At 35.4% G+C, this 25,490-nt stretch carries 17 protein-coding genes and 1 tRNA gene; 6 read left to right on the top strand and 12 right to left on the bottom strand.

Annotated features, from left to right (window positions below; translation table 11 throughout):
• Positions 1-113: 113 nt before the first annotated feature.
• Positions 114-2,768, bottom strand: coding sequence for a TonB-dependent receptor plug domain-containing protein (locus tag IPZ78_RS11045; protein ID WP_225553645.1), 2,655 nt, complete (start codon positions 2,766-2,768; stop codon positions 114-116).
• 104 nt (positions 2,769-2,872) lie between these two features.
• On the opposite strand from IPZ78_RS11045, the gene purD reads away from it, so the two are divergent.
• The 3 genes from purD to IPZ78_RS11030 all read left to right on the top strand — a co-directional run bounded on the left by purD (position 2,873) and on the right by IPZ78_RS11030 (position 5,788).
• The gene (gene purD, locus IPZ78_RS11040) at positions 2,873-4,147 is read left to right on the top strand and encodes a phosphoribosylamine--glycine ligase (protein ID WP_225553643.1); all 1,275 of its coding nucleotides are present in this window, start codon (positions 2,873-2,875) and stop codon (positions 4,145-4,147) included.
• A gap of 98 nt (positions 4,148-4,245) precedes the next feature.
• Positions 4,246-4,317: transfer RNA gene (locus tag IPZ78_RS11035), tRNA-Glu, on the top strand.
• Between the two features lie 247 nt (positions 4,318-4,564).
• Positions 4,565-5,788: a site-specific integrase gene (locus tag IPZ78_RS11030; RefSeq protein WP_225553641.1), complete on the top strand. Its 1,224-nt coding sequence runs from the start codon at positions 4,565-4,567 to the stop codon at positions 5,786-5,788.
• A gap of 439 nt (positions 5,789-6,227) precedes the next feature.
• Here the strand turns inward: IPZ78_RS11030 and IPZ78_RS11025 are convergent, their stop codons facing one another.
• Positions 6,228-6,749 carry a hypothetical protein gene (locus tag IPZ78_RS11025; RefSeq protein WP_225553639.1) on the bottom strand — a complete coding sequence of 174 codons (522 nt, stop codon included), beginning with the start codon at positions 6,747-6,749 and terminating at the stop codon, positions 6,228-6,230.
• Between the two features lie 625 nt (positions 6,750-7,374).
• Between IPZ78_RS11025 and IPZ78_RS11020 the strand changes: the two genes are divergently transcribed.
• Genes IPZ78_RS11020 through IPZ78_RS11010 form a run of 3 tightly spaced genes read left to right on the top strand, consistent with a single transcriptional unit; the run spans position 7,375 to position 12,766 of the window.
• Positions 7,375-8,190: a TlpA family protein disulfide reductase gene (locus IPZ78_RS11020; RefSeq protein WP_225553636.1), complete on the top strand. Its 816-nt coding sequence runs from the start codon at positions 7,375-7,377 to the stop codon at positions 8,188-8,190.
• Complete coding sequence (locus IPZ78_RS11015; RefSeq protein ID WP_225553635.1) at positions 8,187-11,393, top strand: SusC/RagA family TonB-linked outer membrane protein; 3,207 nt, start codon at positions 8,187-8,189, stop codon at positions 11,391-11,393. The genes IPZ78_RS11020 and IPZ78_RS11015 overlap by 4 nt, the downstream gene beginning before the upstream one ends.
• A 35-nt stretch (positions 11,394-11,428) precedes the next feature.
• Entirely contained in the window at positions 11,429-12,766 is a 1,338-nt protein-coding gene (locus IPZ78_RS11010) for a RagB/SusD family nutrient uptake outer membrane protein (protein ID WP_225553633.1), read from the top strand.
• Positions 12,767-12,800: 34 nt separating this feature from the next.
• Here IPZ78_RS11010 and IPZ78_RS11005 read toward each other — a convergent pair whose 3' ends face one another.
• The 10 genes from IPZ78_RS11005 to IPZ78_RS10960 form a co-directional block, all read right to left on the bottom strand.
• The gene (locus IPZ78_RS11005; RefSeq protein WP_225553632.1) at positions 12,801-13,190 is read right to left on the bottom strand and encodes a hypothetical protein; all 390 of its coding nucleotides are present in this window, start codon (positions 13,188-13,190) and stop codon (positions 12,801-12,803) included.
• Positions 13,191-14,083: 893 nt separating this feature from the next.
• Positions 14,084-15,061 carry a DUF5712 family protein gene (locus IPZ78_RS11000; RefSeq protein ID WP_225553630.1) on the bottom strand — a complete coding sequence of 326 codons (978 nt, stop codon included), beginning with the start codon at positions 15,059-15,061 and terminating at the stop codon, positions 14,084-14,086.
• A gap of 10 nt (positions 15,062-15,071) precedes the next feature.
• A complete protein-coding gene (locus IPZ78_RS10995; protein ID WP_225553628.1) occupies positions 15,072-15,704 on the bottom strand; it encodes a BfmA/BtgA family mobilization protein in 633 nt (210 codons plus the stop codon).
• A 230-nt stretch (positions 15,705-15,934) separates the two neighbouring features.
• Positions 15,935-16,216 carry a helix-turn-helix domain-containing protein gene (locus tag IPZ78_RS10990; protein ID WP_225553626.1) on the bottom strand — a complete coding sequence of 94 codons (282 nt, stop codon included), beginning with the start codon at positions 16,214-16,216 and terminating at the stop codon, positions 15,935-15,937.
• Positions 16,217-16,342: 126 nt separating this feature from the next.
• Positions 16,343-17,080, bottom strand: coding sequence for a hypothetical protein (locus IPZ78_RS10985; RefSeq protein ID WP_225553625.1), 738 nt, complete (start codon positions 17,078-17,080; stop codon positions 16,343-16,345).
• A 269-nt stretch (positions 17,081-17,349) separates the two neighbouring features.
• A complete protein-coding gene (locus tag IPZ78_RS10980; protein ID WP_225553623.1) occupies positions 17,350-17,925 on the bottom strand; it encodes an HNH endonuclease in 576 nt (191 codons plus the stop codon).
• Positions 17,926-18,237: 312 nt separating this feature from the next.
• Complete coding sequence (locus tag IPZ78_RS10975) at positions 18,238-19,416, bottom strand: HEPN/Toprim-associated domain-containing protein (protein WP_225553622.1); 1,179 nt, start codon at positions 19,414-19,416, stop codon at positions 18,238-18,240.
• Positions 19,417-19,510: 94 nt separating this feature from the next.
• Positions 19,511-21,112, bottom strand: coding sequence for a hypothetical protein (locus IPZ78_RS10970; protein ID WP_225553620.1), 1,602 nt, complete (start codon positions 21,110-21,112; stop codon positions 19,511-19,513).
• Positions 21,113-21,134: 22 nt separating this feature from the next.
• Positions 21,135-21,383: a hypothetical protein gene (locus IPZ78_RS10965; RefSeq protein WP_225553618.1), complete on the bottom strand. Its 249-nt coding sequence runs from the start codon at positions 21,381-21,383 to the stop codon at positions 21,135-21,137.
• Between the two features lie 291 nt (positions 21,384-21,674).
• A complete protein-coding gene (locus IPZ78_RS10960; protein ID WP_225553616.1) occupies positions 21,675-25,424 on the bottom strand; it encodes an SEC-C metal-binding domain-containing protein in 3,750 nt (1,249 codons plus the stop codon).
• Positions 25,425-25,490: the final 66 nt, after the last annotated feature.

Below are 25,490 nucleotides of genomic sequence, written 5' to 3'. Positions count from 1 at the left end.
TTGCGGAGTGGTGCAAAGATAGAAAAGAATTGTAACTACTTCCAAGCTTTATTAGAGTTTATTTTTTGAATATCGCGTAAGTAGCTGTTCAACTGAGAAATAAAATCGATATATCAGTCTACTATAAACTCGAAATGCCTGTGAAGTAATCTACCATTCAGATCTAAGCCCTCCAATAACAACAAATACCTTCCCTTAGCATCTGATGTAAAGAAATGAAAAGATGATTTTCCTTCAGCATCAGAAACAATAGACGGCTCCCAATGGATGGTAGATCTTAAATCAGAATTAAACATAATATTCTCTGAGACATCATAAGCTGGCTTATAAAAACTCTTTATAGTATGAAAACCCTGCGGCCGTACAGTTAAGATCCCTTTAGGGACATAGTTCCTCATTGCAGACGTACCTCTCTTAGAGGTTAGAATTATTAAGCCATTAGCTCCATTTGAACCGTATACCGTCGTGTAATTTGAATTTCGCAACACCTCTACACTTTCTATATCAAGAATATTTATCATTGACAAATTATCACCTTCTATATACATACCATCTAAGACCACCTGCATGGGTTGATTTCCTCGCGTATTGTACGGCACCCCGCCCTGAAAATAAACACCGACCAAACGTCCGGACAAACACATTTCCAATGTAGTACAGGTTGATAAATCCTCTTCTGTAATGATTTGATCAGCATTGCCCGATCCATTCAAATTACTAGAATGCTCTGAGGCTTTGCGCGTTTGTCTAGCAGTAACCAAAACTTCTTCTATCAATATAGCCTTTTCTTTTAGACCGACGCGTTCTAATTCAGCAAAATACTCCTTAGAGGATTTTAAATTTTCTAAATACTTCCTATTAATATCCCACCACTTATCTGATACAGCTGTACGATCCTCTATGGGATATCCTAAATCTTCATCCATGACTATATCAATATTATTCTTTCCCTTCTGCCCATCTTTTGCCGTAATAATAAATTTCACACTATCTGGAAACATCATATTATTAAATTCGAAATAGCCCTCTTCATTCGAGGTCGTATCAATAAAGTCCAAATAGTTTTGTGTAGAAATCAATTGCAATTTAGCATTTGGCTCTGGCTTACTCCTTCCAATTTTTTTCGTATATCCAGATAATTTTAATAATTTCTCTGGCATATACTTATGTTTGATATCCAAATCTAATTTTGACCAATCAACATTACTCCAACCTTGCGTTAGCATCAGGTAATCCATGTCGGTATTTTTTAAGCCTCCATCTTCTTGAAAGTAAAAGTTTGGTTTCTCAATGTATCCGCGCAGATCATTATTCAACAATAAAGATGAAAGAATATGTGCTTCATCTGTATACGAGGTGTTAACTTTACTCAAGTCGATAACAGATGCCGAAAAAGCTCCATACCGGAGAGAATCTGAAACTTCTCCAACCTCCATACTAACATTGACCTTTTCTCTAACTTTATAAACATCCTTATTAAGAGCAATCTTATTTATCAATAAATCACGCTTGGCATAGTGAAATATAGGTCTTTCAATAAGAGGTTGAAACTGACTATTCAGTATACTAAGCGTAAGCACGCCTGAAGGCAATTTTTGTTTGTCTACTGAAAAAACAAGCTCTTCCTTATTCGCCTTTGCTCGCGAAACGAACAAAACCTCTCCCAAATGATGAACAATAAAATATACATCAGCATTATTTATTTGATTAGAACTTATACTCAATTGGGCGAAAACTTTATTTTCATTTAGATTATTCACTAATAATGAAAAACCACTCTCATATACCTCTGGAGCTTCAACACGAACACTACTTCCATCTGAATAAGTAGCTAGAGCCTCGATAGGTGCATTGCTGTTCAAAAATACTGAAATTGCCCCCATTCCCAACTCATTCGTGTTTATAACACCAAGCGAGTCATTTCCTTGTTTAAGTAAAATCTTAGAACCGACACCCAAACCTTGACTATTGATACTTTTTGCGGCAATATTATTAATCCTTCCATAAACAAGCTTACCACCCTCTGGGAATAATTTTGTCACCGGAATAAGCTTGGGATCTATTGTCTTTACAATTTTGTTAACCATACTTTTATCCACATTCTCAAACCGCAATTTTAAAATGGGATTTCTATATTTATTTGACACGGAAATCTCAACTAAGCCTAAATCCGTAGATGATTTAGATTTCCTCTCAACCACCTTATCTCCTTCTGATATAGCATATTGAATACGTTTTTTAGCTATCGGCAAGCCACTTATACTATTTAAGTTAATTTTATATATCACATCGGACTCTCCTACTTCAGTCGTCGTTTGTGTCAATACATTATCTGTTCGACCATTAAAGACAGGGACTCTCTTTTCGAAGAAGTATTCTGAACCAGCATTCTTCATCCAATTTGTGTAAGCCCTAATTCGATAAACACCTTCCGTAATTGTATCTGAGAGGGTAAAATCTCCTATACCCGCCCCCATAGGTGTAGATATAGTAACTCGCTGCACGATATCATTTGAAGGCGAGATCAACTCAGCATATAAAACACCACTAAGACTTGAAAATAGATTTTTAACACCTATTGTGGTATAAGACTTAAAAAAAATAGGCTCTCCTGCAGAATATGAAGGCTTATCGGTATGCAAATAGACTTTCTCTTGGGGATTATTAATCTGGTACCCCTCCAGTTTTTCCAAAAACTGCTGGATATCCTGACCATGAGCATACGATATAATAAATAGAAAAATCGCAGAAAGTAAGCCTTGCTTCATATTTTACTGATAATAAGTCCACTAAAGATATTTATTTTTCCGAGAATTGATCTAATATGAAGGTTAAAATTTAAGAATACCGTGGGAGATTGTATATTTGTAGTATGAACATCTTAATCGTTGGATCAGGCGGTCGTGAATCTGCCTTTGCTTACAAAATAGCACAAAGCCCTAAACTAACTAATCTTTATATCGCTCCTGGAAACGCTGGGACAGAACAATATGGAAAAAACGTAAACTTAAAAGTCACCGACTTCGAAGGAATCGCAGCTTTTGCATTATCAAATAACATTGAAATCATTCTAGTCGGTCCAGAAGAGCCATTAGTAAAAGGAATTCACGATTATTTCTTAGGAAGAGAAGACATTAAACATATCGCGGTAATAGGCCCACAACAATTGGGAGCTCAACTAGAAGGTTCAAAAGATTTTTCTAAAGAATTTATGTCTAGGCATAATATTCCAACCGCAGCATACAAATCTTTCAACCAATCAAACTTAGAAGAAGGTTTAGCTTATTTAGAGACTCAAAAACTCCCAATCGTGCTAAAAGCAGATGGTTTAGCAGCAGGAAAAGGAGTTTTAATTTGCGAAACATTAGATGATGCAAAATCTGAATTAACAGCAATGATTGCTGATGCTAAATTTGGCGCTGCAAGTAGTGTTGTTGTTATTGAAGAATTCCTAAAAGGTATTGAGCTATCCGTATTTGTACTGACAGATGGAGAATCTTATAAAGTATTACCTTCAGCAAAAGATTACAAAAGAATAGGTGAAGGTGACACCGGCCTTAATACAGGTGGTATGGGGTCTATCTCTCCGGTACCATTTGCCAACCAAGATTTTTTAACGAAAGTAGAAGACCGTATCATCAAACCCACTGTAGAAGGTTTGAAAAAAGATAATATCCCTTATAAAGGCTTCATTTTTATTGGATTAATGAATGTAGATGGTGAGCCTTTTGTCATTGAATACAATGTACGCATGGGCGACCCTGAGACAGAGTCTGTATTACCTCGAATTGAATCTGATTTAGTCGATCTATTAGAAGGTGTAGCGAAAGGTGATTTAGCTAATCGCTCGTATACGGTAAGTTCAAAAACAGCTGTCACAGTAATGTTGGTGTCAGGAGGATATCCTGGTGATTACGAATCTGGAAAAGTAATATCCAACATTGAAAATGTAAAAGAATCTATTGTTTTTCATGCTGGCACAAAAGAAGTAAATGGTGAAGTCGTAACAGCTGGAGGACGCGTTATAGCCGTAACAACACTTCAAGACGATCTTTTTACTGCGCTTCAACAGGCTACAGCAGATGCCGGTCGTATCTTTTATCAAGGAAAATACTTCCGTACTGACATTGGTTTTGATTTGATATAAAAATATTAATTTCAAAATCAGCAAATTAGAAAAAACTGCTTGAAAATATTTTGATGATGCAAATTATGCCCTTATATTTGCATCATCAAATCCGATAAGGCCCGTTCGTCTAGGGGTTAGGACGCCAGATTTTCATTCTGGAAACAGGGGTTCGATTCCCCTACGGGCTACAGATCTTCAGATCAAAACATACAAAAGCTTGCAAATCAAATGATTGCAAGCTTTTTTGTTTTTCAGTATTTACAAAACTTTCAATTATTCCCAATAAAAAAGTGAGTCATTCGGTGAGTCATTTTTTGAAAATCATCTACTCACTGAAACAGGCTTAACATATTGATTTGTAACACATTTAATAGTTGAACATCTTGATTTCATTTTACTGCAAGGCTAACTTTGTTTCACTTAAATGATTAAATCATGAGTAAAAATTATTCCCTGCTTTTCTACCTGAAGAAACCAAAAAACTACGCCTTGGGTCCCAAACCGATCTACATGCGCATCACCGTGGATGGTGTCCCCAAGGAAGTATCTACAGGAAAACAATGCGATCCTGTCAAATGGAACTCCAGAGGAAACCGAGCCAAAGGTACAAAAGAGGATGCCAGAACTTTGAATAGTTATCTGGACGCACTTGAGTACAAAATTAATGAGATCCATTTGCAGTTGACTAAAGATGGTGACGAGATTACAGCAGAGTCTCTAAAGCTTAGATTTCTCGGAAAACATATCCAACGAAAAACACTACTGAATGTATTTTTAGAGCATAACGAGCAAATGGCTGTACTCTTAGGTAAGGGCTTCAAACCTAATACCCTCAAGGGATACAAAACCTCCATTTCCCATATCGAGAGTTATATTAAAAGTAATTACGCTTCAAAGGATATAGAGGTAAGGAAGATTGATCATGCTTTTGTAACGGCCTACGAATTTTACTTGCGTTCATTTTTAAATTGTACGGCTATTTCTGCTGCCAAGTATATCAAGCATTTACGTAAGATTGTTAAGATATGTATAGCACATAAATGGATTATAGAAGATCCTTTTGCACACTATCAAAACAAAGCTAAACCAAAAGTAAAGTCCTTTTTGACTGCTGATGAGTTATTGCGTATCGAACAAAAAAGCTTCACCATACCCAGACTTGCTCACGTCCGTGATATTTTTGTGTTTTGCTGCTATACGGGTCTATCCTATGCTGATGTAAAGAAGCTGACTCCCAATGATATTGCTCGAGGTGTTGATGGAAAATTGTGGATACTCACCAGCAGAGAAAAAACAGAGACTTCTTCTCATATCCCTTTACTAGACAAAGCTCTTTCGATAATAGCACATTATAAAGATTTTCCGCTATGCCTTGCAAAAAACATTGTCCTGCCTGTACTTAGTAATCAAAAAATGAACAGTTATCTCAAAGAAATTGCGGACATATGCGGCATCCACAAAGAGCTTACTTTTCACATGTCTAGACATACTTTTGCTACGACAATAACTTTATCCAATAATGTACCAATCGAAACTGTATCAAAAATGCTCGGGCATACTGATTTAAAAACAACACAACATTATGCAAAGCTTTTAGATACTCGGATTGCAAGTGATATGTCCACTCTTCAACAAGCTTTGGGAAAATGTCAGCCATAGAATTATTAATTCTTAAAACATGTAGATTTGATAGAAAAAGCGATTTATATGTATAAGATTATTAGTCAAGATGTTATAATTCACCTCTAAGTGAGGGCAATGTCTTAAGGATAGTTAAAGGTTTTACAACAAAGAATTAATGTTCTCATCTTTGATACACATATTTTAGATTAATAATTGCTTAGTTAAACCGTTCCAACCTCCCCGGTTGGGACGGTTTAAGATCTTACTTAATTATTTGCAAGTCTAGTCTACATAGAGTATTTACTTTTATAGAATCATTAGTCCCAATGATATTGACAGTTATAAATATATTAATGCATTCAACCACATCCGAGGAAAAGTTCAATATTAATAAAGACGATTTTAAATAGGTATTATACCTCTTCGTTAAGAAAATGTATAGTTAGTTGAGACCTTTCAAATTAATAGCTATTAATCATTTCTTCTTGTATAGATTTGTTTTCTTTTTTTTCGTTGGATGTATCCAATGTTCAATTAAATCTGATTTCTGGAGGTCAGCTGACAAATTTGACAGTTTCACTTCTGAGTAATATTTCCATATGATTTTTTTTACAAATCTCAATTCTAATTCTGTACTATTAATAAATTCAAGATCATTAATCAAAATTTCATTAATAATAAAAGGTACAGAAGGTGTATCAGATAGTATTTTACTATATTCACTGTTCCTAGAATGTTTTATTTTTAAAAGTTCGCGAAGATCTTTTGGAACAGTTTGTAGTTCAGTAGTAAATTTTCCAAAATCAACGACAAAAAAATCACATGCTTTTTGTACTGTGTTTGCAATAAACTCATAATTCTTTTCTTCAGCTAAAATATATTCCAGCCATCTTTTTGAAACATCTAACACATTAGCAAATACTTCGATAGTAAGTCCACTTTTTTCAAAATAATTTTTGATATTTTTAATGGTTATTTTGGCATTGTATGCATTCATAACCACAAATAAATATTCAAAATCAATTATTATTCCGCAAATAGTTTCTTTTTATTAATTAATATTTATAAATTTGAGTATTGATAATCAGATGAATGTTTGATTATAGGTGTTGAATACAAGAGTCTCTCGTGCAAATTCCGAGTTTTGTTCAGGACGAGGCAATAGGTTTTCAATGCCCATAATGATATTTTGTGTATTTTTGATGCACACTGTAGCGTTATGGGCCCTATTGTTTGTCGGTCCTACGGCCCTCGGAAGCCTGCATGATGATAGCATAGGGCCTTGCTACGGTTCCTTTCTTTCGACGAGACTCGCCAAAATAAATTGCGAGTTATGAAAAACATTAAAAAACAATTGTACAAAAACATTATCTGTGCTCCGGAGTAGTTTCGGATTATATCTATTTTTTCTAATCGATGAATGCCCCATTTTCTAACCAATATATTATTCTAGATCTACGCATTAAGGCGCATTCCGATCATCAATAATTAACTGAATTAGACTGAAGTCTCCGGCTTTCAATGCATAGAGGAGTATGGTATCCTTTCTAATACATTGTAGAGATCTAAGTCAATTATAATACACTTGAAAAATGAAGATTTTTTATCGAGGAGGATGAGGTTTGCCTTTTTCAGATTGCATTCCTTTCTTTAAATCAACACAACTACTAAAATTTAAGGACGCAGAGAATCAGCAGTTAAATGAAGATCTCAGTTCAGAGGATCTAGAGGGATATACATCATACCTGGCATCACAAATATATCAGCATCAATTGCGATTGAAATATGCATCTGATGACAACGAGCAAAAATTAAACATTGATGATGATACTACTGTATTTAGTCAATTAATTGATTTTATCATATATTTTTCGAAATCAGTAAAAACGTCATTGCAGTTCTCTAATGTAGGGGCAATGATGGTGTTTTTTGGCTTCTTCCTTATACATCAAGTAGAGGGGCAAACTGAAGGTAATGCTATTTCGCTTGGCCAAAAAGTCCCAAATGACTTTTGGAGAACGGAGCACTTATTTTATATCAATGGCGATACCGTTCGTAAATCTTTAGAAGAACATAAAGGAAAAATTATAGTACTCGATTTTTGGATGACGGGGTGTACTCGTTGTCTATTGCATCAGAAGGAAATACAAATATATCGAAACATGTATCCTGATGAAATACTTGTATTGATGGTCAATTCTAAGAAAACTAAGGATAATTATTCTAGAATTGAAACTTTGTACAATAGTAACCGATTTCAAAATCTAGGTTTAAAAAATTTGATCAGCATAATAGAGGATACTTATTTAGATTCCTTATTTACGCATGTTGGTTACCCTACCTACTTTTGGATTAACAGTTTTGGCTACCTACAAACCATCACCTTTCGAAATTATCTAGATCATAATTATCAACCACCTTTTATTGACGGAAAATGAGAAAATATTATTATTTAATATCTTTTATACTATTGTTTAGTTTAAATGTAAAAGCACAAATTACCTTAAAAGGTAAGATTATAAATAGATCTGGATTAGGTATTGAAGGAACAACAATATCGGATATAGGAAAATCAATTCAAGTTTTATCGAATAAAGAGGGGGAGTTTTTGATTAATTCGGATTCATATCCAGTGAATTTGGTGATTTATAAACTTGGTTTTAAGAAAATCGAAAAAAGTTACACAAATTCTGATAAAATTCTTATCACCTTAGAAGAAGAATTTCAAGAAATTGAAGAAGTTAAAATCTCTACAGGTTATCAAGAAATACCTAAGGAAAGAATTACAGGTAGCTTTGAAGTGATTGACGAGAAACAACTCGGGTTGCGTATAGGTAAATCAGTATTAGAAAAGTTAGATGGCCATGCCTCTGGATTACAATTTGATAATAGAAGAGGAGGTAGCGAGATAAATATAAGAGGCATCAACACATTGAGCAATGCGATGATGGATGTTCTTATCATTTTAGACAATTTTCCATATTCTGGTGATATTAATGATATAAATCCAAATGATATCGCCTCCGTGACCTTGTTAAAAGATGCAGCAGCTAGTTCTATTTGGGGAGCACGAGCAGGAAATGGTGTTTTAGTAATTACAACAAAGAAGGCACAGGCATCAGAAAGTTTAAGTATTGAAATGAATAAAAACTTTTCATTAGCAGATAAGATAGACCTGTATTATAACCCAATTATGACAAGCTCAGACTTTATCGATGTTGAGAAGTTTTTGTTTGAGAAAGGACACTACAAAGCAGCATATAATGGCAATTTTAGAACTAAAAACACCACAGTATTTTCACCTGTCGTGGAATTACTATATCAACATCAACGTGGTTTAATCGAAAAGGATGCATTAGATAAGGAGATCGATAGATACAGATCTATTGATTATAGAACACAGTTATTAGACCACTTTTACCAATATCCAACACTTGATCAATCTTACTTTAGTATAAAGGGGGGTAATAAATTATTACAATCCAGGATGTCAATTGGTTTTGATAAGGAAAAAGGAAACAGTATAGGAGAAAAGAATCAAAAACTTACACTTCGAAATACGACTAGTATGGATTTAGGTTCAAAAATAAGATTAGAGGGTACAATATCTTATGCTAATAATAGAGGTGGTAGTTTTACTAATGCAATGAGTAATGCGTATGTTGTTGGTGGGGGAAAAACAAATTTATATCCTTATGCTGAGTTTATAGATGGTAATGGTAATCATCTTTCCATTCCTAATGGATATAATCTACAATACGTCGAAAATATAGACAATCAAAATTTATTAGATTGGCGCTATATACCAATTGAAGATTTAGGTAAATCTAATTATATTAATGAACAAAATTATTTACAGACTCAAGTTCAACTCGGATATAGGCCTATAGAAAAATTAGCATTTCAACTCATTTATAATTACGAAAACAGCCCTTCTTCTAATAGTTTAATCCACGCACAAGACTCGTATTATTCAAGAAATCTTATTAACCGCTTTTCTCAAGTTACGCAAGATGGGATTAAATATATTGTACCATTAGGTAGTATTAAGAATTCAGATTATAGTCAAATGAAATCTTATAATTTCCGTGCTCAAAGTAATTATCAAAACGTATGGAATGATAAGCATGATCTAAGTCTATTATTAGGTTATGAAATGTCCAATAAACAAAACTATCGCGATGGGTATTGGGTATATGGTTTAGATGAGGACTTATTGACTTACCAAACTGTTGATCCCATTAACTCTTATCCTATCTACGATGGCTTAGCCGGAAATAGCTTGATACCTAATGCCAGTAAATTAAACTTTAGTAGTTCAACAAGACGTTTTGTATCCATGTACTTTAATGCTGGATATAGCTATAAAGGTAAATATAACTTCAATGCTTCTGCACGTAATGATGCATCCAATTTATTTGGTGTTCAGACAAATGACAAATGGAATGCCTTGTGGTCTTTTGGAGTAGGGTGGTCATTACATAAGGAATCATTTCTTTCAAATCATAATTGGATTAATTTACTTAAACTTCGTGCTACTCACGGACATAGTGGAAATTCAGGCGGTGAAGCTAATACGTTACCCTTGATTATGTATACAAATCCTTCATCAGTCTCGTTAACTAGGTTGCCTCGAGCTATGTTATCAGCTCTCTCTAATCCAGATTTAAAGTGGGAAAATGTACAGACGACGAATTTAGGTATTGATTTAGGTGTTTTGAATGATAAGGTTAATATTACTTTAGACTATTATTTTAAAAAATCTACCGATTTATTATCAGACGATCAATTAGATATTACAAGTGGCTTTAATTCGATTACAAGAAACGTTGCAACAGTACTTGGAAAGGGCTTCGATTTAAAAATATCTACGCAGTATGATTTGGGAAATGTAAAATCATCTAGCAAGTTGATTTTTTCTTTTAATCAATCCATTGTAGATGAGTTCTATGGCACCAACTTTAGAGGATCAAATTATGCAGAGAATACAGGTAGGTCTTTGAATCCTGTGTTAAATAAAAATTTATATCCTGTATACTCCTTTAGATATGCTGGACTGGATCCTTTAAATGGAGATCCTCAAGGTTATTTAAATAATGAAATAAGTAAATCATATAATCTATTATTAGCTGATTCCATCCAAAATTTACATTATCATGGTTCAGGTTTGCCTCCGTATTATGGATCAATTATTCAATCATTTCGTTGGAAGAATTTAAGTGTTTCTATGCTTTTCGCTTTTAAGTTTGGTCATTTTTTCCAAAAGTCTACTATTCGATATAACAATCTATACAATTCATGGGCAACTCATGGAGATTATACAATGAGGTGGAAAAATCCTGGGGATGAATTACTAACTACTGTACCATCTATGACTCATCCTGGAAATGCTAATCGTGATCGTTTTTATGCTGCAGCAGCACCAAACATTATAAAAGGAGATTTATTTCGATTTAAAGATGTAAGTGTTGATTATTCCTTTAAAATTAAAAATGATAAGAAATTGCTAGATGGGACTTTTTTTATAAAAGTTAATAATGTAGGATTATTATGGACACAGAATAAAGAAAACATAGATACGGATTTCTATGGTATGCCTTGGGCGACTCGTTATTCTTTAGGCGTTAATTTTAAATTGTAATTATGAATTATTTAATAAATACTTTAAAGTGCATAATGTTATTATTTTGTATAGTGAACCTATGCAGTTGTGAGAAGTTTTTAGATGCCAAACCTACTAATGTAATGTCTCACCCCAACTCTTTAGAGAATCTTAGAGCACTTTTAGATTATGAACCTCCAATAATTTCTTCCTTTGCTGGTCATGGTGAGTTGGCTAGTGATGATTTTATTTTAGATTATACTGGTTTATCCTATTTACTACCATATATGAAAGATGCATACTTATGGGAAGATAGGGGCATTGAGGGTGGTACATGGCGTGCTGGATATAATAGTATAAGTATAGCCAATGTAATTCTTGAAAGTTTGGATAGAATTCAGGGTGGAAATCAAAAAACACGTGATCAATTGCGTGGTGAGGCTTTATTTCTTAGAGGTTGGATGTATTTTAATTTAGCACAAATTTATTGTGAACCCTATAGTATTTCGAAAGAAAATAATGATTTAGGACTTGTATTACGGTATGATTCTTCGGCAGAATTTAAAGCTAAAAGATCATCTCTAAAAGAAACATATCAACAAATTTTGGAAGATATAACTAATGCCGTTGATCTACTTCCGAATATTGCAGAATACAAAACAAGATCATCAAAGCTAGTAGCTCTTGCAGCATTAGCAAGAATTCATTTATTTATTGAAAATTATGAAATGGCCGAAAATTGCGTTGATGAAATTTTCATTATAAAAAGTGATTTATTGGATTATAATACGCTAAAAACTAATGATGCAATACCGATTAACTTAAATAATAATATAGAACTGTTGAACTTTGCGGAATCAAATACAGTATCTTATTTAATCACCCACGCAAGCACAGTTATTAATCCTATACTTTATGACATGTATGAAGAAAATGATTTGCGAAAACTAATTTTCTATGAGCCAAATAATCTAGGGATGAAATTTAAAGGGTTTTATCATGGTGTAAAGACGTCTGCATTTTATGGGCTGGCTATTGATGAAATGTATTTAATTAAGGCGGAATGTCTTGCTCGCAAAAATGATGTAACAACTGGTGCTTTGTTTTTAAATAAGTTGTTGCATCATCGGTTTAAGTCAGGGTATTTTGCAGAAAAAACTTATTTAGATAACAACCAGCTACTAGAGGATGTATTCAAAGAGAGAAGAAAAGAATTGGTTTTTAGAGGACTTAGATGGTATGATTTACGTAGACTCAACAGGCAATCTATATTTGCAATTGAATTAACTAAAAAAGTGCAATTTCCAAATGAAAATAAAACATATGTGTTAGAACCCAATGATAAGAGGTATACTTTTTTAATTCCAATTGAAGCTATAGATATTGGTGGGTATGAACAAAACCCGCGTTAAATTATAAAGGGGAAGTTTTAACTTCCCCTTTACTTTATAATGGTTTATATGCGCTAACTACAGGGTTACTAGGTGGAGTAGCTGCAGGTAATTGGCTTAGAGCATCATTAATATGCTGCTCAATTGTTTTTGCACCAACTACTTCAGACATATCGGGCTCATCACCATTCGCTGGAGCTGTGATTTCACAAATAGTCTCAAAAGGACTTGTACATTGTCCTGGGTTTTGAGGTGTACGTGAGTAATTTTGTGGATTGGTAGGATCGTTATCAACTGATCCATTAAAATACCATGTTTCTGAAACTGTTTTTTTAATCTCTTTGTTTTTTGTTTCATCTTGCATAGCCTTAACCGCTACGAATACACCGAATAATAGAGCGATAACCGTTATCCCTGCTATTAGATTTGATTTTAAGTTTTTCATGTTTAAATATTTAATTAAGAGCATCAGATTTTATGCTCATATATTTCTTAAAGCTTTTCTTAATATTGGGTCAACCAGTCTTATTGAATAAAGAGGGGCTGACCTTAATCTTAAATAAGGCGAATTTCATTTTGTATTTTTTCATAAGTTGTAGTTGTTTGTTATTTCCAAATTTCTACAACCGGTTACTTAGAAAATTATGCTATTAGCATATTTCTTATACACGTAAATGATAGGATAAGGCGCGATAATAGTATTTAAAATTGCTAATGTTTAAGTAAGCCATCTTTTCTTTGATAGTTAGTGTATCGTATAAATCTGGTTGAAGTAAGGCCAAAGCATGAATTCGATGTTTTGAAGGGGAATTCAGAATGCTTATTAACTGTTGGGTATATAGAATTTCGTGTTGTTTTAGAATCTGATAGATTTCATTGAGTTCAGTATAAAGACTTATTCCTTCTTGGAAACTACTGTTTGGTATTTCGAATAATGTAGTATTTCTAAGGAATTTAATAGAAATCTGGTTTTCTAGCTAGCATATTGAATCATTATTAATTCTTCAACTGTACTTTATTTTTTTATCGAGATCTGTACGTACCAGTCCGTTTTCATCGCTTAGGCTACTATTGAGCAAGGATACGAAATTGGGTCAAGGGCACACTGCGATAGCCTTGGCGTAGGGCAGTGTTCATACACCCTTGAACTTTTCGGATCCGTAGGTAACTTTACCATAGTGGTGAAGATGGGTAACTCTTCTGATTGAATTAATAGCACCTCCTTCTTAATACTTCGCAAGTGGTATACGCTTTAGCAAAATACCTCTTGCAATCCCGACCGAGGCTTACCTGCTTACTGACGAAGGAAGGCTAGCAGGTGTGCCAAAGGGAGTAAAACTATCTTTTTACTTGATTCCCTCTCTTCTTTCGCATTTTTTTATTCTCATTCTCCTCTATATTATCTTGACCTCCAGAGATGCCCCCTAGCGGCTCGAGAAACATGTCGAAAATCTCCCATCCTTCTTTAAAAATAGAGGACAACATACCATCTATATCGAATTGTTGTCCCGCAGGAATGTTGGTTATAATGTTATCTATTATTTGATTATTCTTCTGTTGTGGATATGCTTCCAAAACATTGTTCAAAACCTGTAACTGTGCTTTCTGTTCTATCGTTCCATTCTTCATTATATTGGCATAATTCATCCGTTCTTTCAGTCCGCGTTTAAAGCCAAACATCTCATCAAATAACGATTCTCCCGACTGTTTGAAAGCCGTACGATCAAATTGTCCCAATTTTTCGGAATGTGTACTGTTCTTTCCTCGCGATGTATTCTGCGGGCTAAGTTTGATCTTGTTGGTGATATCTTTGCGGCTGACAATGATCTGTAGATGTAACTGCTGCCCTTCCTTACGAACACCACGTTCTCTGATTCCGTTCTTCACTTCTTTATCATTATAGCCATAATAACGGTAGTTTTCCAGTTTGCCATACCAAAGCAGATCTTTATGATTGCGGATAGTATCCCGCTTAAAGTTTTTAGCATATTCGTCCATGACTTTAATGGCAAATTCCTTAAGCTTATCCTTCACTCCCTCCTCTCCAAATTGAGATATCAGGAAGTCTAGTTCCTTCTGACTAGGGTTTATATTAATCAGAAAAAACTTACTGTCTTCTTTCCCCAATTTAGCTATATTATTATCGATTCCAATCCGTACTTCATGGGGTTTGATAAAAGCACTCTTACCGTTAAACCAATTCTCATGATCCTCCAGCCGTTTCTTATCCTTGTTCTCCTTCTCTAAATAAGCGACAAGCGCTCCGCAGCTTCCTTTATTGTCCCCAGTTTCTGATGTGGTGATATTGATATGCATATATTCTTTACTATAACTTATCTAAAGCATTACGTACCTGTTTAGCAAGTTCTTCCTTCTTCGCTGCCGATACCGACCAGACCAAGGTTTCTCGTTGAGTGATATAATGCTCTAGTATCTTTCTAAAATTGGATTTCAGGATGTCCTTCTCTCCGACTTTGTTCATTAGTTGTTTCAGCTGATTATCTATCATTTTGATCTGTTCCAGATTTTCATTGTTAACTGCATTGCCTTTGAGCTGACCTTCTGCTATAACTTTGCTGATGGATCCCAGTAGTTTAGTCATTGTAATAAGTTCACTCGACATAGAATAAATCGGGACCAAAAGATCGCCTTCCTGTTTTCGGATAAAGGACAGTATACGGTTTACTCCACTTGATAATTCTTTTTTTAGCACTTCGTCATTGAGGTCTGCAGGATCCTTTTTACTTTTATAGAAATAGTCGACCATCTGTATCACAAGCATCCGTTTGGTACGTCCGAGTTTACGTGAAAGTATAGCCAGTCGTTCATCAATTTCTGTCGAGAAACGTACTGATTTAATGTTTTCATCGACTCTAGCCATCATTCTCCCTATCTGTAATTTTGATAAACCTGAACTTACTGGCTTTAATGGGATGCCATGATGGAATATATTCCACATAACCATAGCTTACCAGTTCTGAAAGACACTTGTGGTAGGTAGCAATAGAACGAATACGAGAGAACCGCATCATTTGTCTTCGACTGGCATGAAAGAATTCTACTGGTTTTTGACTGTTATGATAGTAGAACAATGCCATGATCAATCCGACATGTGAGGGTAAGAGTCTATCATCCTCACCGACACGTTCAAAAAAGGAACTGAATGCATGTTTGGGTATAGGTATATGTTTATCCATTACCTCTTCTCCCTTCCATCATATTGTGGATGTCTTGACTATGGTAATACATTGTTCCTCCGATCTTACGATAAGATAGTGTTCCGTTAATTCGAAGATTTTGAAGAGTTCCAGCAGATATACGGAGCATTTTCCGAACATCTGCACTGCGTAGCCAACTGCGGTCAGTACTATTCATTTGGCTACCCCTCTCTTGGAGGATTGCTCTCATCTCTTCAAGAATTTCGCTTTTAAATGATTTTAAATCCTGTTTTGTTACGATGTCTACTTCCATATTGATCCGATTTTATTTATTAAGAAAGTGATCTTTTCACCTCCGATGGAACAAAGTTCGGGCTTGGAAATACTTTTTAGATGACCAAATAGTCGTCATGGTCATGTTCAATTATTAAATGAGATCTTAATCTTTATATTCGAGGGGGATGATACGAAACAGTTTTCGGTTTTCTGGAATCTCTACGCCTTTCTGAGCATCCTCAGGAGCTTTGTCAACAAAATAGTTTCGTGCTGTATCGAGCGAGATTTCTTTTTTGTTATTACTGAAATAATTGGATAGTATTTTATAGTACGGGCTTTGTTGATCCCGTCTCAATAGAGGTGCTCCATTGGGTAATTTCAAGGTCTGCATCTGCTGTAGAAGGTCTATTACTGTAGTAAAATGGTCATCGTAGATTTCTATCTTTCGGGTAACCCTAAAGTTAGATAGCAGCTTGTTTTCCTTTTGGAGCTTGGCAATCAGTTCGTCTTTTTCTTTTAACAGGACATTGTTAGGTCGGATGTTCCACTGATCTTTGGGGGAAAGAAATGATTGGAAGGCTTTCAGCTTGTCGATATTGGATAGGTAAAAGGCATGTTTCAAGGAAAAGGGATCACGTCCCTGAAAATAAGCGATTCTATCAGATACAATATACCAAATATGGGTAAAGAAATCTTTCTCCTTATTGTCACCTCTTTTTAACAGATAATAGTCTAGGTGATAGCTATAATAGTCTCCATATAAAGATTCGTCAAGGCTATATAACTTCAATAGAAAATGGTTATCCTCATATTCGGGACGGACGCCCATAATATTGCCCAATGCATAAGCGTGTGCTTTGAAATCGAAAGACTTCCGTGTTTTAAAGTACTGTGATGCCATACGTTAAATTTACTAAAAATACTACAATTGGTCGATTGGCTGTTTGGCAAAACTATAGATAGTATGTTTGACTAGGTCTATGGCTTATTAATTGGCCAGCACATTATTGAGCTTTTTCGAAAAAAAGATATTGTATACTGGCAAGTATACTAAAAACGACATCCCTTATATCGTTAAGCAACATGGGTATCCCCGGAGGATACCCTAAACCCCATTTGCAACGCATGGGGATAGAAAGTAGGGCCACTGCCCAACTTCCGCTTGCTCATTTAAAAGTATCCCGAATAATAATCTGATGTCTTAATTGTATGATCCAGTTTTTCCAGATTACACCTTCTGCACAACAACTGCAGGTTTGTTATATCATTAGTTCCTCCCAATTTAAGTGGTACAATATGATCAATTGCTTTTTCAAACTCGACTTTTATAAGTCCGGAAATATCACTCAAGCAAATTGCGCATGATCCTTGATCGCGAAAAATTAGTGCTCGCTTAACCCAATCTGGCCAGTATGTGCATCGCTTTATGATACCATCCTTAGCTAGCAAAACAGGGTAATCAGCCTGCTTAAGTTCAATTATCTGATCAGCCAGTAATTTATTAAATTCCATTAATAACTTTCTGTCTCTAAATAATATCGAAAATGTTTCATTGACCACATGCTCAGAAGCTTCTTCAATAACAATTTCACTTAATTTTTCGGAATATTGGTTAACATAATAAGGTTCATCATCATCCGCTTCATCTTCGTAACCCTTAGAAATAAGGAACTCACTATATGTGGGATAACTAATTTTATAACTGTCTAGGTAGTTTTTCCATTCATCCAACGAGTCTGATGCCATCTTTCTGTCAGAGTATTCAACACTTTCAGAAAATTCTTGATGAATAAAACCGTGGAGCAAGGTAGTTTTTGATTGTTTCAGATATTGCTCTGTTTGGGAATCTATATCAAAGAAATCGAGTACATAATCTGTAGACTCATTGCTAATTATTTTCTCCCTGACGTAGCCTGCAAGGTAGTAAGTTGAGATAAAATTTGAATTCGGAGTACATTAGCTTAGGTTCTTCTAAATAAATATAAAGAGTGATCAATATCATTTATCGCGTTTTTAATGCGCTATATGATATGATTAAAATAAATCAAATGATTTTTATTAAACAACAATTTTTGCTATAATGTAATTAAGTAGCTTTTCTAACAGGGAAAAGTTGTAGTTACTAAAATTACTTGGAGTTAGTGCCATAAACTCATCGTAATATTTTGTCTTATTTTCAAGTGCTCCCTGATATTGCTGTACAGTTTTTTCGAAGCTTGACCACCTTACAATGGGAGTAGTTGGCACATTGTAGGTCATATCAAGAAACATTTCTATAGCAACCGCTCTTTTGTTGACATTCTGAATTGAAGTACCAGTAGGGCCAACTGTCTCGAAATTGTTAAATTCATGCATGTCAGGTAGCGCGAATTTTTTAAAATTTACAGGATGTAAAATGTTTATGAGCTTCTGCAAATTTGCATTTCCTTCGGCATCATTATCAAAAATGAAAATAATCTTCCTGTTTGTGCCAATTTTAGTTAAACCTTTAAAAAAATTAGATAGGCTGCCTGCCCCTCCGAATGGATAATTTTCATTCATATCGATATAATCGAAAAAATCAGTAACGTTTGGCTTTAATATTTCCATAGCCATTTTTATCACGCGACCATCTGTATATCCCTCGGTTACGATCAAGTATTTTTGGTAAGTATCCAAGCCATGTGCTAGATTGCCTTTGTGACGCCATTCCACCGTCAAAGTATTATTTTGAGGGTTTTTGGCAATTGCAGCTAAAATAATATAGGGATCTATCTGCTCGTATACATATGGCTCAACACCTTTGAAATCATCTAAATAGGCTCGAAGCCTTCCAAATTGTGGTAGGGAAAGTATTCTGCGGGTAAAAAATTCACCAGGATCAGCATCGCCCTCATGTTCTGTCCAATCGATATCATTGACATTGATATCCGAAAGTAAATCAATAAAGATTTGTGTATCTATACTAGAAATAAGGGGGGCACTTGGGAATCCAGAAAAGTAATCCATAAGTAAGGTAGGAAGCTTATCGAAAGAGTAACCCAGCAAATCAAGTCGTTCACGTAAATCTTTTAATGCCGTACTGTATCCTTGTCCTAACTTACTATCGACATTTGCATCATCATCGAGAAAGTAATATGGTATATCGGTTTTGTCACTATCTTTAAATAATATAGAGTGATCCTGCGGCCCAATGGTATTTCTTAGCCATTCTGTTTCAAATTTACCTACACCTAGCGATAAGTATTCGTCTTCCATTCTTTAATTGCGTTTGAAGTACAAAGTTCATTAATAATAATTCGGCATTTTAAAACCCCACAATAACAGATTATCTTTTTGACACCAGTTTAATCTAGATAATTTGGACCAAATGCTTCATGAAACTATTTGTTAGATCAAGGACGAAATTGATTTCTTTTACCTGAATCTTATCATTGTGCTTTACGTTTTCATTTTGGTATTTACTGTACTGTTCGATCAGGGTCCAAAACATATTGGCTAGCTGTGGAGATACCTGCTTATTTTTAAAAAGCTCAGTGATAGCAGCACGTTGATTTTCCAATGATTTAGCGTTGCCCAAAATAGCTTTTAGAAGTAGTTCTAAGCTCAGGCGAAGATCATCGAGAGCATTGCGCTCATAAACACCCTTTTCAATTTTCTCCACCCCACTATTATATAATTTTTCAGCATCAGGAAATTGATGCAAAAATCCTGTTGTATTTTTATTGGCAAGCCTAGGTGAACCAATCCAAAACGTACCTCTGGTCCGGTAATCGACAACCTCCATAAGTTTGAAAAAATCAATATGCGGATATACATCTGCTACATGTTCAGAAATCTCCAGTACGATACAATCTCGACCTTTGATTACGCTTGCCACACCTTCATAGAGAGGCGTATTCTTTTCATCAGCTGTAATGCTCATTACGTTCCTAGTAGCTTCAAATCCTTGATTCACCTTGATGTCATTCCCCAGAAAATCTTCCACTTCTTTGAAATAGTCTTCAAATCCGGGGATCTTAAAACTTAAAAGCGTGGTTTTTAAGTAGGCTACCCGGCTATCATCATTGGACAATACATATAATTTGTCCTTCATTTCTTGAATGCAACGGTTAATAAGGTTCCACGTAACCACGCTATAACTTTCATAAGCCTCGTCTGATTGCTGGACTACTTCATGAAATGCCTGAGTGTAACTTGTAGCGGCTTGCTTAAGGTTCTCTAAGTATCGAAGAAACTTCATTCCTTCATTTGCTTCGATAATGACCAAATACTGCTGAAATTGCCATTCCTCATGACTAAAATCAAGCGTCGCACCATCGTTTAATTGCTGATAAAGATCCCTTGTTTTTTCGTCCCTGTGCTGTTCGAAATATTCGTTAAGAAGAGCAATCTCTTTGCTTGCAGCCTGTTCTGGATAAGTCGCATTTAGTTTTTTAGCATTGAACAGCTTTCTTAATGACTTAAAATCCCGCTGATAATAATTGTTCATTGAAACTGATGAGCTCTGAAAATACCTTTCCAAGAAACGGTCATATTGAAATTCATTATATACTTTGTTCTCACTTGAATTAGTAGGCCTCACTGAAAGTGTGACATTTAGTCCTTCAAACACCTGAGTACCATTAATATCGAAATAGACATCATAAAATCTCAACTTGTCCTTGTAATCACTAAAACCTTTAATCTTATCAATAACTTTCCGTAATTCAGGAAGGAAATACATGTTATAGATTACCAACTTTTCTTCATAGCTACCCTCATTTGAACAGGTATTACATTGACAAAAGAACTTAATATCTTTCGGCCCCTTTGTGGTCAGTCTCCCCAAATTTTTGACTAGACTATAATTTGATGTATAGATATCTAATTGTTTGCTAAAATCAGTCTCTGCTAAAATAAGGTTTTCTATCTCCTCAGCTGTTTTTATATCTGGAGAACTAGGTGAAGTCATATATCGGAAATTGAGTACACAGTTAACCTAATCCTATAACAACCTCAAACGAGCATAAACCTAATGTCGGAAATTCAGAAAAATCAAGCTTAAGTAAGACAGCAGATACATTATACCTGCTCAATCCTTGCTGATAATAATGGTGAAGGGTAAATTCATGATCATGATTTACCATATCCAAATTAATGAGCATATTCGTTTCTACATCTGTTTCAGGTATCAACTTGATCAATACCTTGGTGTTTGTGAGCGTTTTATGTTGGTATTTCATTTTTAAATATACCAAAATATACGAAAATCAGAAATTAACATTGTTATGGCGATTATTATTTGAAGCATAAAAGCCTAATCTAATGTGGCTTTCATAAATTCTTTCTTGCCCGTTGTTCCATTTTCTTATGTGTCACCTAATAAATGAGATTCCTTTTTCCATAAGCAGTTCCGATATGGTGGTATCAATTATTATTGTTTTGGTTTTTTAAGATATAATGAAGTGAATAAAGAAATTACATTCTGTACCCTTTTAATGCGGCAATAGCTTACATAAAATCACATCGTTTATTTATTTCAGTGCTTCAATACCTTTTTCTTCAATATCATATAAACTTATTATCGGCACAGGTAAAACTTTATTTTTAAGATGGGGAGTCAACATCTCCTCGGCGGTTACAAAAAACGATTTGATAGAAAACCCTGTTAAATCAACTTTATATTTTTCTTCAAATTGTTTAAGGTTCGACTTTATCCATTCATGTCTTACAGCATGTTTGTCCAACATTCTCTCGTCAAACATTCGATTTACTTCTTCGACCATTTCTTTAAAATTACGGCTTGGAGCCAGATTTTTACATTCAAGGCTATAAAGTATTTTTTCCTTTTGATCAATAATCATTACATCGATATCACCAATATCTTCAGCATGTTGGAAAAAGTATTTTGCTCCGGGGCCGATGAACCTATCCCTGTCCATGATGAACTCAGGTGATTTCAAGCGAGCTTCCACATTATCAACCAAGCCATCATTAAATTCTTTATTTACTTTGGTAATAGCCCGCTTAATCGGCCCACCGTCTTCGGCTCTAAGGCGGTTGGTGGTACATTGCTGAAACAAATAGGTACGGGTATCGATCACCTGACGGAGCCCCCAATACACTTCAGGATTATTGCTATCTTGTAGGTTATCTACAAGGCACAACGGTTTACTCAGTAAAGATAAGCGTCTGTTCATCCGCCATGGTGATATATCATAGTTTTCAAACCCTGCCGTATTTGTCACCTTACCTCTGTTCCAAAGCGATAAATATTTCATTGCAGCCTCAAACTCATCATTTGAAAACGGCTGCTCAATAGCATTAACCTGCTTGAGCAATTCCGTTTTACTAAGTGTGGCGTAAGGTGTGTTTTGCTTATAGGCAATAACACCCAGTGCATTAATGAAGCCGGCAATCCTGGTGAACGAAATGCCGATTTCTTCTGTAAAAGCTTCATCAACATACTTAGGTACATCCTTCCCTTGGCCTTCATCACCAGTAGGAAATGCTTGTTGAAAAGCATCCAATGAATCTTGGACATGCTCCTTTATTTTTTTATCGTTAAATGGCCGTAATACTTCGTCAAATTCTTCCCGATGATAATTAATCCAGCCATCGGCGGTTACTTCCATTTTCGTGTCAAAAAGTTTATTTTTCACCACATCGCCAATGCCGCCCCATTCAATAATCAAATCCATGATACTTATGAGCTCATCAATGGCAGTCTTGGAAATAATGGCCGTACCCATATATGGTTCGGCAGTAATATGTTCAATGAGGCATCTTACAGCTGTAGCCGTATGACCAAGTTCGCCAACTTGCTTTTTAAGATCCACCATTTGTTGATGAATAGAAACAAAACAGGCAATGCGTGTAGGTGTTTGAAGTCTTATTTCTTCCCGCTTCCAGATTAGACTTTCATTTAAACCAATTAATTCCTTTAGTAATTCTTTTGAATTGTACTGTGCTAATGTCGCTGTAAGTTTAGGCAGAAGTTGCTTAAGGACGATTGTAAATGAAGTATCATCCTGTATTTTTCTATCCGTAATTATGCCAACTGGAGGACATTTTTCACCTAACCCTTCTACAAAACCGCGGATGATTGTATTTGAATTATGTAACTGAACATAACGTTGTGGTGCCAATTGGTGTTGGTCTAACAACATTTTATTACCGGAATCCACGAGAAATATTTTTTTCTTATTGCTCAAGAGAGCAGCTTTATCTACAATAACCGAAACCTCATCCGCTGAAATCTCTTGTAATTTGTTGGAGGCAAGTAATTGATTAAAGCCATTTAGTATTTTGGATAATAAAACACGTTCACCTTCATTATCCGCACCGTAGAGATATGGAAGTATCTCAGGTGGAATGCCGACATAAATTACGCTGGAATCAGCATTGATTGAAAAATTTGAGCTAAAGTTAGCATTGCGTTTATAATCACGTTCTATACTCTCAAATTTCTCTTCATCCAGTAATTCGAACTGCAGTGATATGGGTGCAAAGGGCAGTGCTTTGAGATAATCAGCAATGTATGGGGCAGCCTGCCAGATCCAGTAAGCAATTGCGTCATTGACTTGCCAATACATATTCCGGAGTGCTGGCTTAACGTCAGCGCGTGGTTTGGTTGGAGAAATATTTACAGGCACAGGTAAGCAATTGAGGTAAAACACCAACCTTTCTGAGACTTCAGTTGGAGCCAAATACACCGGTGCATAAGGGCCGTTTTTTCTTACTGGAATCCACATCTCGTGATTTTCATATAAGACTGGTTCAGCATGTTCATCCTTATGTAGCAATGCCTCATGGATCAATTTAACAGAATCACCAAAGTGGATAAATTGCATAGCTTTGTGGTCATCCGTTAAAAATAACACGTCACCATGATCACGATAAACCTGGAACAGATCGATATGCGGCAAGCTGATTTTGAAACCGTCTTTTGTCATCTCCTTAATGGATATCGCAAAGTTCCACAAATCAATAGCATCTATATCTTTGGCTTCGGCCAGCACCGATATATCAAACGGACTAAAATAAATGGATTCGGAATGATCATTTGCCATATAGGCAAGCATCAAATCCCTGCCAATCCGGGAGTAGATAATGATGTCGAGCAGCTTGTAATCCTTGAATTCTGGTAGAGCAAGGATCTCTTTGGCAAGAACATTTCTTCTTTCAGATAATTCTTGAATATGCATATTGGCACCCCGTGGATTATTGAAGTTACGGCCATCATCAAAAGCATAATAAATCAATGCAATTTTATCCTCATCAAACTTGTAAAGCCCCTCACGACGGGTTTCTCCGCTTACCAACTTAATATCCTTATGCCCAAAAACCTTGAAGCCGAGCTGTTGCAGATACATATTGCTATTATTCCATACCACAGAATGGTAGGCTTTATTAACTTTAGTCATCAGCCCTTGTTTGGCGGCTTCTTCCCAAATAAAATTGGTTAGTGCAAGGCTTAATGTGGCTGGTGAGGCAATTGTAAAATCAATGCCATTAGCAAAGATAGGTCGATGTACGATCGGTGAATTTTCTTCTTCATCAACTTTAAAAGTAGTCGGGTTTAACAAAAACTTGTTAAGTGTGTCTTTGTCGATGCGGAACCTTTTTAAGATGTCAGCCATCTCCTCAAGAGTAAAAGTCACCGCCTGTTTAGCATTTGCCAGCATATCTTGTTCGGGAAAATAGATTTCCTTAATCGTAGGGCGAGAGAGCATGTACCGTTTGTAGCCCATCCTGAGAGCAATTTTATGAGACAGGTGCAACAATACCATGGACGCTTGCCGCATTTCTTCAAGGAAGTTTGCAGGAAGATCCAACCCTGGAAGATGGAATATAGCTGCCATAAGGTTAGTAAGCATAAAACTGCCAGATTCGGTTATTCCGGGAAAGATAATGTTGTTACCAAATTCATTGACAACATTTTCAGTGAAGAGTGTTACGGGAAGCTCTTCCATCGCATTCTCAGGCTGAAATTTGGTGACGTATTTTTTCAACGTGTCTACTGTCACAATCATTCTTGAGCCTGCGCGGTGTAAGATACTTTGTGTAACTAATGTTTCCAGCCTTATATTTTTGCCGTGATTTTCAGGCAAGATGGTTAATGCAGCAAATGTCTTTACAAGGTCAGTTGTATCAAAAGCACTTAAGAAGTGTCTTTCCGCAACAGGTTTTTCTTTTACAGACTGGGTGTTTTCAGACCAATGGCATTGTTTATATTTTTTACCGCTACCACATGGACATGGATCATTTCTCCCTATTTTCATTATCGGTTTATACTTATTTGAAATTATTCAAAGGTACGAAAATCATTCACGCTTACTATAAGGCTT

The organism is Sphingobacterium bovistauri (genome assembly GCF_020295405.1).
GTDB classification, from domain to species: domain Bacteria; phylum Bacteroidota; class Bacteroidia; order Sphingobacteriales; family Sphingobacteriaceae; genus Sphingobacterium; species Sphingobacterium bovistauri.
Note: the sequence above shows the minus strand (reverse complement) of the source record. Positions and strands in the feature narration are given on the sequence as shown.